Source organism: Acinetobacter sp. YH12131, assembly GCF_013418635.1.
Taxonomy (GTDB): domain Bacteria; phylum Pseudomonadota; class Gammaproteobacteria; order Pseudomonadales; family Moraxellaceae; genus Acinetobacter; species Acinetobacter towneri.
Genome location: NZ_VPBQ01000011.1, coordinates 14,868 through 29,458 on the forward strand (window position 1 = coordinate 14,868; position 14,591 = coordinate 29,458).

The 14,591-nt window shown below is 44.6% G+C and carries 10 protein-coding genes; 5 read left to right on the plus strand and 5 right to left on the minus strand.

Going from position 1 to position 14,591, the window contains the following annotated elements; all coding sequences use genetic code 11:
• Window positions 1-119 precede the first annotated feature (119 nt).
• The 4 genes from FTU66_RS09095 to FTU66_RS09110 all read right to left on the minus strand — a co-directional run bounded on the left by FTU66_RS09095 (window position 120) and on the right by FTU66_RS09110 (window position 6,600).
• Window positions 120-1,418, minus strand: coding sequence for a solute carrier family 23 protein (locus FTU66_RS09095; protein ID WP_004970352.1), 1,299 nt, complete (start codon window positions 1,416-1,418; stop codon window positions 120-122).
• A gap of 258 nt (window positions 1,419-1,676) precedes the next feature.
• Window positions 1,677-2,624, minus strand: a complete 948-nt coding sequence (locus tag FTU66_RS09100; protein WP_180112703.1) for a GGDEF domain-containing protein — start codon at window positions 2,622-2,624, stop codon at window positions 1,677-1,679.
• Between the two features lie 441 nt (window positions 2,625-3,065).
• Window positions 3,066-5,750 carry a phosphoenolpyruvate carboxylase gene (ppc, locus tag FTU66_RS09105; protein ID WP_131261313.1) on the minus strand — a complete coding sequence of 895 codons (2,685 nt, stop codon included), beginning with the start codon at window positions 5,748-5,750 and terminating at the stop codon, window positions 3,066-3,068.
• Window positions 5,751-5,985: 235 nt separating this feature from the next.
• Complete coding sequence (locus FTU66_RS09110) at window positions 5,986-6,600, minus strand: TetR/AcrR family transcriptional regulator (RefSeq protein ID WP_179988876.1); 615 nt, start codon at window positions 6,598-6,600, stop codon at window positions 5,986-5,988.
• A gap of 413 nt (window positions 6,601-7,013) precedes the next feature.
• Between FTU66_RS09110 and FTU66_RS09115 the strand changes: the two genes are divergently transcribed.
• The 4 genes from FTU66_RS09115 to dnaJ all read left to right on the plus strand — a co-directional run bounded on the left by FTU66_RS09115 (window position 7,014) and on the right by dnaJ (window position 13,049).
• Entirely contained in the window at window positions 7,014-8,153 is a 1,140-nt protein-coding gene (locus FTU66_RS09115) for an efflux RND transporter periplasmic adaptor subunit (RefSeq protein WP_180112704.1), read from the plus strand.
• Between the two features lie 3 nt (window positions 8,154-8,156).
• On the plus strand, window positions 8,157-11,291 hold the full coding sequence (locus FTU66_RS09120; RefSeq protein ID WP_180112705.1) for an efflux RND transporter permease subunit: 3,135 nt from the start codon (window positions 8,157-8,159) through the stop codon (window positions 11,289-11,291).
• Window positions 11,292-11,426: 135 nt separating this feature from the next.
• Entirely contained in the window at window positions 11,427-11,804 is a 378-nt protein-coding gene (locus FTU66_RS09125) for a hypothetical protein (RefSeq protein ID WP_070154959.1), read from the plus strand.
• A 129-nt stretch (window positions 11,805-11,933) separates the two neighbouring features.
• Window positions 11,934-13,049 carry a molecular chaperone DnaJ gene (gene dnaJ, locus FTU66_RS09130; protein WP_004970338.1) on the plus strand — a complete coding sequence of 372 codons (1,116 nt, stop codon included), beginning with the start codon at window positions 11,934-11,936 and terminating at the stop codon, window positions 13,047-13,049.
• 95 nt (window positions 13,050-13,144) lie between these two features.
• Here dnaJ and FTU66_RS09135 read toward each other — a convergent pair whose 3' ends face one another.
• Window positions 13,145-13,429 (minus strand): hypothetical protein, encoded by a 285-nt coding sequence (locus FTU66_RS09135; protein WP_180009316.1) that lies wholly within the window; start codon window positions 13,427-13,429, stop codon window positions 13,145-13,147.
• 283 nt (window positions 13,430-13,712) lie between these two features.
• On the opposite strand from FTU66_RS09135, the gene dapB reads away from it, so the two are divergent.
• The gene (gene dapB, locus FTU66_RS09140; protein WP_180112706.1) at window positions 13,713-14,534 is read left to right on the plus strand and encodes a 4-hydroxy-tetrahydrodipicolinate reductase; all 822 of its coding nucleotides are present in this window, start codon (window positions 13,713-13,715) and stop codon (window positions 14,532-14,534) included.
• Window positions 14,535-14,591 lie beyond the last annotated feature (57 nt).

Below are 14,591 nucleotides of genomic sequence, written 5' to 3' on the forward strand. Positions count from 1 at the left end.
AAACGGTTTATTCTAGACAGACCGTTTGAGCTAAAAAAAGACCGAACAATCATTGTTGTTCGGTCTTTTTGCATTGTTTCGGCATCTGCTTAGTTACAGCAGATGACAGCAGGTTCTGATTAGGATGGATCACGCAAACTAAAGAACCAGTTCAGGAACAAGGCTGCAAAAGTTGCTGTCCCAATCCCGCCCAAGTTAAAGCTGCCCAATTGCAACGCAAAGTCACCCGTTCCTAAAATAATGGTCACGGCAGCCACCATCAGATTTTTGTTTTTAGAAAAATCGACTTTGTTTTCAATCCAGATTTTCGCGCCAGCAATGGTAATCAAACCAAATACCACAATCGAAGCGCCCGTTAAAATGGCGGTAGGAATGGTATGGATGATTGCCCCAAATTTTGGTGATAAGCCAAGGAAAATAGCAAAGACCCCCGCCACCACAAAAATAATCGTGGAATACACGCGGGTAACAGCCATCACCCCAATGTTTTCACCATAGGTAGTCATACCCGGTGCACCGACACCACCTGCAAGGGTTGTGGCAACACCATCGGCTACAAAGGCTTTACCAATGTGTGGATCGAGGTTTTCACCAGTCATGGCACCTACTGCTTTAATGTGTCCCAAGTTCTCTGCCACCAAAATGAAGGCAATTGGGGCAATAATCAGCATGGCATTCACATCAAATACAGGCGCATGAAAGTCTGGTACGCCAAACCAAGCGGCTTGCTGAATCGGTGCGAAGTTAATTGGCGTCCCCCAACCCATGACATTGGTGACTACAAAATAGATCAGATACGATATGAGCAAGCCAATCAGGAGCAAGAGGCGTTGCAGTAAACCTTTGGTAAATACGGCAATCATGCCCATACATAGCACAGTCACCAAGGCCATCCACATATTAAATGGATTGCCTGCAACCGCTTTGACCGTGACAGGAGCAAGGTTTAAACCAATGATCATCACCACCGCACCTGTCACCACAGGTGGCATTAATTTTTCAATCCAGCGGGTGCCAGTAGCCATCACCAAAAAGCCAATCAGGGCATATAAAATACCGCAGGCAATAATCCCGCCTGCCGCAACCCCAATATTGGCATTTAAACCGCCTGCTGCGCCTGCATAGCCTGTGGCAGCAATCACCACCCCAATAAAGGCAAAGCTTGAGCCTAAATAACTTGGAACACGCCCACCTGTCATGAAAAAGAACAGGATGGTACAAATTCCTGACATTAAAATGGCAAGGTTCGGATCAAAGCCCATTAAAAAAGGTGCAAGTACAGTGGCACCAAACATGGCAAATGCGTGTTGTATCCCCAATACAACGGTTTGTGCAGGCGGTAGATACTCATTGGTACCTACAGGACGTGCATCAATGCTGCCTTCATAAGGGCGCCATTTGGGAAACCAATTGGACATAAAGTAAGCACTCAAAAGCTAAATTGAGCACATCATACTCTTGTATTGCCTAAATTTTTTAAAAATTTTGCCAGAAAACAGATCAGCTGTTTATTTTTAGGATTAAATTTTACTATTTGATAAAATTTACATTTAATATAAATAAGTAATTTTATTTATAAATTTAAAGAATGTATTGCAGTCACTTAGTGATAGTCGCAGTTTAAAAAAAATTGTATGACCTGCGATTTTTGTTTGTATTTTATACAAAATTAATATTCATGATTCAATATCTTGCTGCACATTATTACGTCCACTTTGCTTGGCTTTATACAGCGCAGCATCAGTACGCTGAATTAATTCATGTTGATCTGTATGATAAATATATAAGGCACTTAAACCAAAACTTGCGGTAATTTGAATCTCATGTTCTGCATAGGCAATACGATGTTGTTCAATGGCAATTCTGCAGCGTTCCAGTACATTTTGGGCAATTTGCGGTGAGGTATTGGAGAAAATAATCATAAATTCTTCGCCACCAAAACGTCCGATAATATCTTCACTGCGTAGATTTTTTTGCAAAATTTTTGGAATTTGCTTGAGTACCTGATCCCCTCCATCGTGTCCATAGCGATCATTTACTTGCTTAAACCAGTCTAAATCGAGCAGGGCAAGGCAGATGTGTTCTTTGTTTTGCCCCGCCAATTGTTTTTGATTCACCAGTTGGTTGAATTTTATGCTTAAACCGCGTCGGTTGAGAGTTTGGGTGAGTGGATCAAGCAGAATTAGTTGTTGCTGATGTTCTTCACGAATCATCCAGCGTCCCAAAAAAGTATTAAATAAAATGGCCAACAGAACACCAATGATGGTGCTGCCAATCAAGTTATTGATGAGCATGAAATTTTGGAATTCCGCACTGGTAAACGTATAGGGCTGAAAAACGGGCGCATAGGGGATAATATTGCGCAAGGTCAGCAAAGAACCACCGTAAAATACCACCAAGCAGGGAATGGTGCCCCAAAAGATAATGCTGCGTTTAAACAACAATAAGCCTGTAAAAATGGAGCCAATGGTAAATACGCCTGTGAGTACCGTCATTTGACCCAGAAAATAGCCAATACTCATGAGTGAGCTGCTATAAAAGCCTAAACACAGAATTGGAAAATAATAGAGTGTGGTCTGATTTTCAGGAATACGATAGCTGATGACATATAAAGACCAAGGCAATCAGCAAATACAATATTAAACAACCCAATACCCATGGCAGCATGTATGGGGTAAACAGGGGTTGGCTTTGACTGAGCCAAAGTACCACTAAAAAGAGTAAATGAAAGAAAAAAACCAAGCCACTGACGACACGTGATTTTTGGATGTTATTTAAACTGAGGAGATTTTTATACCCTTGAAAAAATTAAAAATTTTTAGCTTTAATAAAGTCGTCATTGTAGAGCTTTCTGGCATAGGCAAGTCCAAACTCTTATTTATTGTCTAATCTAAGCATAATTCAAATAAGTTGAGACAGAAATCATAAAAAATGCCAGTTATCATGTTTTTTTATGATTTTTTCTACTTAGCCTAATATGTAGTCATCCGTCCCAAATCATGTTTAAGTGAGTGAATGAGCCACAAGCAGAGCATGACTCTGCTTGTTGTGCTATTCGTTAGCTCTTAACCTGTATTGCGTAAGCCTGCTGCAATCCCTGCAATACTCACCATGAGGGCATGATCGACAGGGGTATGTTCGGCATGCTGTTCTGCCAAATACAAACGACGACGTTTCATCAATTCTGCCTGTAGCAAATGCAGTGGCAATAAATAAGGTTTACGCACCCGCATCGATTGATCTAGCACATCATTGCTGCTGAGCAATTGCGATTCACCTTTAAGGGTCAGTAGGGTCGTCACAGCATCACGCAGACGTTGACGGAGTTGCTCACCCAGTTGTTTTAAGTCTTCGTCATCGGTCAGGTTAGATTCGTAGTACAGGGCAATATTACTGTCGGCTTTAGATAGCACCATTTCTAGCATATCAATTAAAGTCTGGAAATACGGCCAATCGCTGAGCATTTCATCCAAAGTGGCTTTTTGTCCCTGATCGAGCGTTTGGTTAATTGCTGCGCCTGTACCCAACCAAGCAGGCAGCATCAAACGGATTTGTGTCCATGCAAATACCCATGGAATGGCACGTAAGGATTCAATTCCACCGCTGACTTTACGTTTCGCAGGACGTGAACCGAGTGGCAACATCTGCAATTCTAGCTCTGGCGTGACGGTGCGTAAATATTTCACAAAATGCGGATTTTCACGCACGGTTTGACGATAGACCTGCACTGAAAGTTCGGTCATGTTATCCATCAACTCGCGCCATTCTGCTTTCGGCACAGGTGGTGGCATCAGCGTCGCTTCTAAGGTTGCAGCGGTGTAGACTTCCAGATTTTGTAAGGCAACCCCTTCAAGTCCAAATTTAAAACGAATCATTTCACCTTGTTCGGTGACGCGGATTGCACCTGAAATAGAACCCGGTGGTTGTGAGAACAATGCTTGTTGTGTTGGTGCACCGCCACGGCTGATGGAACCACCGCGACCATGGAATAAAGTCAGCTGCACAGCATGTTGCTGCGCTACCGCAGTCAGTTCTTCCTGCGCGCGGTACTGCGCCCAGTTGGCAGACATGAACCCTGCATCTTTGGCGGAGTCTGAGTAGCCAATCATCACCTCGTGTTTGCCCTGAATATGCTGTTTGTACCAATGCATATTAAATAGGGTATTCATGGTCTGGGCAGCCCCATCCAAGTCTTTCAGGGTTTCAAACAGTGGCACTACACGTAAAGGATGCTGAATGCCTGCTTCTTTTTGCAGCAATAATACCGCCAACACATCACTTGGATATTCCGCCATGGAAATAATATAAGCACCCAAACTTTCCTGCGGCTGTGCAGCCAGAGTGCGCATGGTGGCAAATACTTCTTGCACATCGGGATGTTGAATCAGGCTTTGTGCAGGTTCCTGCATGAATTTTGGCAATAACGGACGTTTGCTTTGCAGCTCTTGAAGCAAAAAGTTCTGACGTGCTTGTTCAGTCCATGTTTCAAAATTGCCCAAACCTAAATATTCGGTAATGGCAGAAATGGCTTGGCGATGACGTCCTGACTCTTGGCGAATATCCAGTTTTAGCAATTCAATACCAAAACAATTCACACGATGAATTAAATCCAACAATTTGCCGTTCGCAATGTCTGATAATTGGCAAGCCGTCAGCGAGCGATAACACAGCAATAAAGGCTGTAACAGTTCGTCTTTGCTTTTGATGACCAAACTGTCATCAGCCTCTTTGCCTTGCAGTTTCGCTGCTAACCAGTCGCGGGTGGCTTTTAGGCGTTCGCGGGTGTCGCGTAAATATTCACGGTACGGCTCGGCATGGAAATGTCCCAAAGCATCTGCCAATTCTGGGCTGCATTGCTGAATGGAAAGTTCCCAACGCAGGTTTTCAATATCACGTAAATACAGTTCTGCTGCTTTCCAGCGCGACAACCATAATACTTCTTGAGTCACTTTATGAGTGACATTCGGGTTACCATCGCGGTCACCGCCCATCCAAGAGGCAAAACGTACAGGCGCAACGCTCAGCGGTAGGCTTTGTCCACAATGTTCCTGCACAATGCTGTCTAATTCACGCATGAATTTAGGCACCGCATTCCACAGGGTCTGTTCGATGGTGGTAAAGCCCCATTTGGCTTCATCGACAGGGGTTGGGCGATGTTGGCGAATTTCATCGGTTTGCCAAGCCGAGCTGATCAGCTGTTTTAAATCTGCCAAAACTGCCTGACGTTCACGTGGTGTCAGTTTTTGCTGATCCATTTTAAACAAGCAGTCATTAATATCGTCATATTTTTGAATGAGGGTACGACGGCTGACTTCAGTCGGATGCGCAGTTAAAACCAACTCAATTTTTAGCTCGCAGACTTGTTGAAAGAGTGTTTCTGCAGAAATTTGGTTGTCTTTAAACTTGATAAATAAGTGATCTAGCGGGTTTGGAGAAACGCCATTTTCATCAAATTCGCTTTGGCGACGGCTCCGCACCACATGATATTGCTCAGCGATGTTGGCAAAATTCAAAAAGTGGGTAAAGGCACGGGTGAGCGGTAAGATTTCATCATCTTCTAGACTTAAAAACAGTTGTTCGAGTTGTTTTTCAGCTTCGGCTTGTCCATCGCGCGCGCCTTTAGACAAAGCACGAATTTGTTCGACCTGATTAAACAAATCTTGTCCTGCGTGTAACTTGAGGGTTTCACCCAATAAGTTGCCAAGTAAGCGTACGTCATCGCGTAGAGGAGCATCAATTTGTTGAATCATTCGTTGTTCTCCATGTTCTGTGTTTTTCTACTCTGTTAAGACTATACCCCGATTTAGATACAATCCAAGCGGGCTATCTACAAAAGTTGCATGGATTTTGCGCATCTGAAGTTATAGTGCCAAGTGGCAGTATTTAGGAGAGAAATACAGGACGGAGATATGAGTCAGTTGATCATTCGTATATGTGTAAGGTGAGAGTTAGATTTCGCATGATGAGGCTGCAAAATTAGCTTGTTCAGCCATAACGCAGCATAAAAATACCAATCGCATCTTCAATAATCTTTTGAGATTGTGCAGCATCGGGCACGGCACGTACACCGAGTAAAACTTCATGGTGACGTAAACCATGCAGTAAGGAAACGATCAATTCAGTTTGCGTTTTTGGTTCATCGGCCTGAATAAACTGCAATTCTACTGCTTGACGAAAGAAGCTTTCCCACATCGCGCGAAGTTTGGCATGTGAGGCATTGTAAAACTGCAATGCCAACGGATTTTGCTCCGAGGCCAGTTCCATCAGCAAGTGCTCTAATTTAATCGCTTCAGGCATATTGACCAAGTTCAAGGACAGTTCACAGGCTTGGTATAAGGCCTGCTTAAAATTGCGATGTGCAGTCAAGTCCAAAGGTTGTGCTTTGAGCAGACTTTCACAGGTTTCTTCAATGGCACAGGAAAATAACGTGGCTTTGTCTTGAAAGTGGTTATACACCGTTAATTTGGTCACGCCTGCTTCACGTGCAATCTGATTCATACTAGAACCATGAAAGCCCAACTTTAAAAACAAGTGTTTTGCCGACATTAAAATGCGTTGGCGTTTTTCTAAATCTTTTGGTCGTCCGACATGAATCTGCACATGCTCATCCTAATTTGCATCAGTACAACTGGAAAATGACGCTTCAGTTTTAATTAATGTACCCAGTGGTATATTAATTAAAAAATAATCAATTTAATATAGGGGTTTGCACGCACTTCGTAAATGGCTTGCGCTGTAGGCTAAAACTGAGCAGATCAGGCATGAAACGAAGGGAATAGCGAGACTATTACCAAGTTTCATAACGCAATCTGAGAAAGTTTTAGCCACAGTCCTTTGGAACAAGCATATTTTTTACTGCTATTACGTTATGAGTCAGTTACTTAGAATGACTAAGTTTCCTGCCTCATGCCTTATATCAGCTAAAAATATGCGCTGTCGCAAACATAGACGAAGTGTCAGCAAACCCTACCGTATTCTGCCCTAAAAAAAACGTTTAAATAAGAGCAAACCTGATGAACACGACTCAGAATCTCATTGCCAGCCTGATGCTGCTGTGCTGTATCACCCTAATTGGATGCAGTAAGCAAAAAACCGAGGTTGAACAGGAAGTCCCTTTGGTGATGGTGACCCAGCCTAGCAGTTTACATCTTGAGCAAAAAAGCTATGCAGGCGAGGTGCAAGCTCGTCAGCAAACGGCTTTGGCATTTCGGGTTGCAGGGCAAGTTACACAGCGTTTTGCCGATGTGGGAGATCAGGTCAAAGTTGGGCAAGTCTTAGCAACTCTGGATGTGCAAGATGCAGCATTACAGCTCAATGCCGCACGTGCGCAACTGGAAAGTGCGCAATCTGCTGCAAAAATTGCTAGTGATGAATTGCAGCGTTTTCAGCAATTGTTACCCATGAATGCCGTCAGTCGCTCGCAATATGATGCAGTCAAAAACCAGTATCAACATGCCATGGCGCAGTTGAAACAGGCGCAGTCCAATTATGCGGTTAGCAGTAATCAAACCGACTATAACCAGTTACGTGCCACAAAAAATGGTGTGATTACTGAACGCAATATTGAAGTTGGGCAGGTTTTAGCGGCAGGGCAGGTCGCTTATCTATTGGCGATTGATGGGGAGCGTGAAGTCGTGATTGGCGTGCCTGAACAAGCGGTGAGTGAAATTCGGGTCGGGCAAGAGGCAACGGTAAGCTTATGGTCACAACCCGATACCCGTTTTGCAGGTACGGTTCGAGAAATTTCCCCTGCGGCAGATCAGTCGCGTACTTTTAAAGTCAAAGTGGCTTTACGTGAAGGCAATGCACAGATTCAATTGGGGCAAAGTGCGCGGGTATTTCTGACTCGCCAAGCCAATCAGGGTTTATATGTGCCTTTATCTAGCGTGTCGGCAACAGGGCAACAAGCTTTTGTTTTGGTCTTACAGCCAGACTCAACCGTGCGCCAAATTCCTGTTACATTGGGCACTTATGGACGTGACAGCGTGCCTGTACTGAGTGGCTTACAGCCGCAAGATTATGTGGTGATGGGTGGGGTGCATTTACTGCGTGATCGACAAAAAATCCGCCCAATTAACCGTGACAATCAAACTGTACAGGCGGTCAATACTAAAGCTCAGGCAGCTCCTGCTGTTACACAGACGGAGCGTTAAAATATGAATTTTAACTTATCCGAATGGGCATTAAAAAATAAGGGTTTAGTGGTCTACTTGATGCTGTTGTTGGGCATTGTTGGTATTTTTTCCTACTCTAAACTGGCACAAAGTGAAGATCCGCCGTTTACCTTTAAAGTGATGGTGATTCAAACCTATTGGCCAGGAGCGAGCGCCAAAGAGGTCTCGTTACAAGTCACTGACCGTATTGAAAAAGAATTGATGAGCACGGGCGATTATGAACGCATCATGGCCTATTCGCGTCCGGGCGAGTCCATGGTGACTTTTATTGCCAAAGATTCTATGCGCTCCAGCCAAATTCCAGATGTTTGGTACAAGGTGCGTAAAAAGGTCAATGACATTCGCCATGAACTGCCACAAGGGGTACAAGGCCCATTTTTTAATGATGAGTTTGGCGACACTTTTGGCAATATTTATGTGCTGACAGGCGCAGACTATGACTACGCCACCCTCAAAGAATATGCCGACCGTTTGCAGCTACAATTACAGCGGGTCAAAGATGTAGCCAAAGTTAATTTGGTGGGTTTACAAGATCAAAAAATATGGATTGAGTTATCTAACACCAAAGCCGCGCAACTCGGTATTCCTGTTACCGCGATTCAGCAAGCCTTACAACAACAAAACAGCATGGCAAGCGCAGGTTTTTTTGAAACCCATTCAGACCGTATTCAGGTACGTGTCAGCGGTGCGTTGCACAGTGTCGATGAGTTGAAACAAATGCCGCTGTTGGTGAATGGCACCACCATTCAACTGGGCGATGTTGCCGAGGTCTATCGTGGGTTTAGCGAACCTGCTCAACCGCGTATGCGCTTTATGGGCGAAAATGGCATTGGCATTGCGGTGTCGATGCGTAAAGGCGGTGATATTCTGGCTTTGGGTGAAAATCTGGAAACAGAATTTGCCCGTTTGCAAAAGACCTTGCCTTTGGGCATGCAACTGCAAAAAGTTTCTGATCAGCCTGTTGCGGTAAAACACAGCGTCAATGAATTTATGAAAGTGTTGGCTGAGGCGGTGATTATCGTGCTCTTGGTCAGCTTCTTTTCACTGGGTTTTCGCACGGGCTTGGTGGTGGCATTTTCCATTCCACTGGTCTTGGCGATGACTTTTGCAGGTATGCATTTGTTTGATGTCGGACTGCATAAGATTTCACTCGGTGCGCTTATTTTAGCCCTCGGATTGCTCGTGGATGATGCCATTATCGCCATTGAAATGATGGCAATTAAGATGGAGCAGGGCTATAGCCGCTTGCAAGCCGCAGGTCATGCGTGGCGTACCACTGCTTTCCCTATGCTGACAGGGACATTGATTACCGCGGCAGGTTTTTTACCCATTGCCACAGCAGCCTCAAGTACAGGGGAATATACCCGTTCAATTTTCCAAGTGGTCACCATAGCTTTGGTGGTGTCCTGGTTTGCTGCCGTGCTATTCGTGCCGTATCTGGGCGATAAATTATTGCCAGATTTTCAGCGTCATGCACAGCGAGCGCCGTGGTATCAACGTCTTTGGGCGCGTTTAGGTAAACAAGCTGAGCCGCAGCCTGTGCTACAGCCAACAGGTGAATTACACGACCCATATCAAACCCGCTTTTATCAAGTGTTTCGAGGTTGGGTCAATACCTGTGTGCGCTATCGTAAAACCGTCATTGCAGCGACCGTGGCCATTTTTGTCCTATCCATTGCCATGTTTAAATTGGTACCGCAGCAATTCTTTCCGCCTTCCAATCGGGCAGAAATTTTGGTCGATTTAAAGCTTGAAGAAGGTGCGTCTTTAACAGCCACAGAAGCAGCCGTTAAAAAAGTTGAAAAGTTCTTGGCGCAACAACAAGGCATCGACAATTATGTAGCCTATGTTGGCACAGGTTCGCCGCGTTTCTATTTGCCCTTAGATCAGCAATTACCGCAGGCCAGTTTTGCCCAATTTGTGGTGTTGGCATCGTCCTTAGAAGACCGCAATGAAATTCGTCGCAATTTATCTGAACAAATTCGTTTATTGCTGCCAGAGGTGCGTACTCGCGTGTCGTTATTGGAAAATGGCCCACCAGTGGGTTATCCATTGCAATTCCGCGTGTCAGGTGAAGACTTGGCACAAGTACGACAATGGGCGCAGCAAGTCGCAGCCACCATCAGTGCCAATCCAAACAGTACCAATGTGCATTTAGATTGGGGTGAGCCGAGCAAAGTCATTCAATTGCAAATTGATCAAGACCGTGCCCGTCAAATGGGAGTGTCGAGTCTGGATTTGGCTAACTACCTCAATAGCTCTATCAGTGGCGCGGCAATTAATCAGTATCGTGAAAAACGTGAACTGATTGAAATCCGTTTACGTGGCGATAAAACTGAGCGCCTAGATGTCGCATCTTTAAGCAGTTTGGCTATACCGACTTCACGTGGAACATCGGTGCCGTTGGCCCAAATTGCCCAAATTGAATACCGTTTTGAAGAAGGCTTAATTTGGCATCGTAACCGTTTGCCGACCATTACCGTACGTGGCGATATTCGTAGCAATTCGCAACCTGCAACGGTGGTGGCAGAATTGTCTGAGCCGATGGCAGCCTTGCGTGAAAAATTGCCAAGTGGTTATTTAATTGAAGTGGGTGGTACGGTTGAAGAGTCAGCACGCGGGCAAAAGTCAGTCAATGCAGGCATGCCATTTTTCCTGGCGGTGGTGATGACTTTGTTGATGATTCAGCTACGCAGTATGTCACGTGCATTCATTGTATTTTTGACTGCACCACTCGGCATTATAGGTGTGGTGTTGTTTCTGTTGCTGTTTAATAAACCCTTTGGTTTTGTGGCGATGCTCGGTACCATTGCCTTATCGGGCATGATCATGCGGAACTCTTTGATTTTAATTGATCAGATTGAGCAGGATATTCGAGCAGGAGAGTTACAGTGGGATGCGATTATTAACGCCACGGTACGCCGTTGTCGTCCAATTGTCCTCACAGCATTAGCGGCTGTTTTGGCCATGATTCCACTTTCTCGCAGTATTTTCTTTGGCCCGATGGCTGTGGCAATTATGGGTGGATTAATTGTCGCGACCTTATTAACTCTGTTCTTTTTACCTGCGTTATACGCCCAGTGGTTTAAAGTGAAAAAAAATCCACATAATCTGTAAAAGTGACATAATAACGGGTGCGAAACTTGGAAAATTTCAATATAGTAGCACCTTATATTTTTCAGCCTTTGCATACGTTACAGCATGCGCCAGATTAAAAAATAAAGCACGGCACAGATGGGGTTTAATCACATTATGAAGCAAGATAACTTGTTAAAGTTTCGCCGTTCCGTTGCGATCTCTTACGTGTTTATGTTTTTTGCTTTATTTACTGTGGTGAGTGGTGCATTGGCGTATTGGTATGCACGAAAAGTGATTGTGGTCGATAGCACTGAAGTCTGGTTACAGGCGCAGGCTTTATGGGTCATGCGCAATGTGCTGATTTATACGGTATTGGCAATGTTTGCTGCATTGTGGTTTATTCCATTGGCCTTCTTTCCTTGGGATGCCTTTTTATGGGTCAAAGCCTGCACCGTAGCAGGTGTGGTCTTTGCCGTGATTGCCTTCTTATTTTTAATCAATGCTTGGATTAAAGGGCTATCCAAATTTTTGAAAAATAAAGCTGTGTTCTAATGGCTTGAACTTCATCTAAAGCACTTCAGCTAAAATTTTTAACAGCTTTCCCTTGTAAAACTCAGTTTGACCCCAATTTCAGACTTCAGTTAAGTTTTAAATAGAATTCCGTGAGGAGCATCGCCAGACATGGCTAAACGTGATTATTATGAGGTTTTGGGCGTCTCTAAAACCGCTAGTGATGATGAAATTAAAAAAGCCTACCGTAAGTTGGCGATGAAATATCATCCAGACCGTAACCCGGACAATCCTGAAGCTGAAGAGAAGTTTAAAGAAGCTTCAGAAGCGTATGAAGTTCTGTCAGACAGCGAAAAACGCAGCATGTACGACCGTATGGGCCATCAAGCCTTTGAAGGTGGTATGGGCGGTGGTGCTGGCGGCTTCGGTGGTTTCAGTGCGGAAGATATTTTCAGCCAGTTTGGGGATATTTTCGGTGGAGCCTTTGGTGGGGGGGGGCGTGGCCAGCAACGTCAACGCCGTGGTTCAGACTTACGCTATGTGATGGAATTGACGCTTGAAGAAGCAGTCAAAGGCGTTAAGAAAACCATCACCTTTACAGCACCTGCGCCATGTGAAGCTTGTGATGGTAAAGGCTCAGAAAATCCAAATGATGTTGAAACTTGTCCAACCTGTCATGGTGCGGGTCAAGTACGCATGCAGCAAGGTTTCTTCTCGGTACAGCAAACCTGTAGCACTTGTCGTGGTCAGGGCAAAATTATCAAGAACCCATGTAAAAAATGTCATGGTTCGGGTGTGTCAGATCGTCAGCAAACCCTTGAGGTGACCATTCCTGCAGGGGTGGACAATGGCGACCGCGTACGCTTAACAGGTAAAGGTGAAGCGATTCGTGATGGTCAATCGGGCGACCTATATGTAGAAGTGGTGGTGCGTGAGCACGAAATCTTCCAGCGTGATGGTGCTGATCTGTATATGGATGTGCCTGTTAGCATTGCCGATGCTGCTTTAGGTAAGGAAATTGAAATTCCTACTCTAGATGGTCGCGTGAGCCTGAAAGTACCTGAGGGAACACAAACGGGTAAATTGTTCCGTTTGCGTGGTAAAGGGGTAAAACCTGTGCGTACCAGTATGCAGGGCGATTTACTCTGCCGTATTGTGGTGGAAACACCTGTGAATTTAACTGCACGTCAGCGTGAATTGTTAAAAGAATTACAGACGACGATGGAAGGTGAGGGCAGTCAGTCATCACCAAAGAAGAAGTCTTTCTTTGATCGTTTATTTGATTAAGGAAACTTAGATTAGGTATGTCGAAGCACAACCTGATCTAAACTCAAAAAATAAAGGCGATCTTAAGGATCGCCTTTGTTGTATCTGCTGCACGCTTATTCGACTTCAGGTACATCAATCTCTAAAACATCCACCATTTCAGTGGTTGCTGTTTTAACGACAGTTTGTGGTTGAGCGCTTGCAACAACCCCATGTTCTGCTGCTGTTTCTTCTAGTTCAGGTGCATCGACTTCAACAGCAAGAGGTTCTTGTAGCGTCACGCTAATACGGACTTTAGACAGGCTTTCAAGCGTATCACCTTCTTGAAGTGCAGGCTCTGCAAATACGGATGCTGTGCTCATGCCCAACAATAATGCCAATACAATTTTCTTCGAATGCATGTAAATCCCCCTTTAATTTTTGCAGTTGTTATCATTCGTGCAGGCTAGTCTGCGCATACAAGTTTGCAAATTTGTGAAATAAAAATAAAAAATGAGCATTTCCAGATAAATTTTTAGCATCGCTTTGATAAAAGTTTGCCAGTGGCATTTAAAGTGACCTTTAGCATACTGTCACAGTTGCTTTCCGATAAAAATAAACCCAGAAACTTGGCTGACAAACTTAGTCTAGGCAGCGAGTTTTGATATAGTAAGCACAATTTAGAATCTATTTTAGGAATATGCTATGTCAGCAACTCCACGCATTGGTGTATTAGGCGCAGGCGGCCGCATGGGACGCATCTTAATTCAAGCTGTTCAAGAAGCAGGCTACCAATTGGCTGCCGCAGTAGAGCGTCCAGAAAGCAGTTTATTGGGTGCAGATGCAGGAGAGTTGGCAGGTGTAGGTACACTGGGCGTGAAAGTGGTGGGTAGCCTAGAGCAAGTATTAGCTGACTGCGATGTCATGATCGACTTTACCGCACCAGCCGCCACTGCACAGCACTTAAAGCTTTGTCGTGAAGCAGGCGTGGCGATTGTGATTGGCACCACAGGCATGAATGATGAACAAAAAGCACTCTTAGAAGAATCGGCTCAACAGACGCCTGTGGTATATGCCGCCAACTATTCAGTAGGGGTAAACGTATCTATTAAACTGTTGGAATTGGCAGCCAAAGTCTTTGGTGATAGCGTAGATATTGAAGTGATTGAAGCGCACCACCGTCATAAAGTCGATGCACCATCAGGTACTGCATTAATGATGGGTGAGGCCATTGCAGAAACTTTAGGTCGTGATTTAAAACAAGATGCTGTTTACTGCCGTGAAGGACACACAGGGCCACGTGAACGTAAAAGCATTGGTTTCCAAACCATTCGCGGTGGCGACATTGTGGGTGAGCATACTGCGATGTTTATTGCCGATGGCGAGCGTGTGGAAATTACTCACAAAGCCACTAACCGTATGAACTTTGCTGCAGGTGCTGTTCGTGCAGCTGCTTGGGTGGTTGGACGTGAAGCCCGTAAATATGACATGAAAGATGTACTAGGCTTTAACGATATTCAAGTTTAAATCGCCGCTGACGATAAAATAATAAAAATTGCTTGAACAAATCGTGATCTGCAGTTA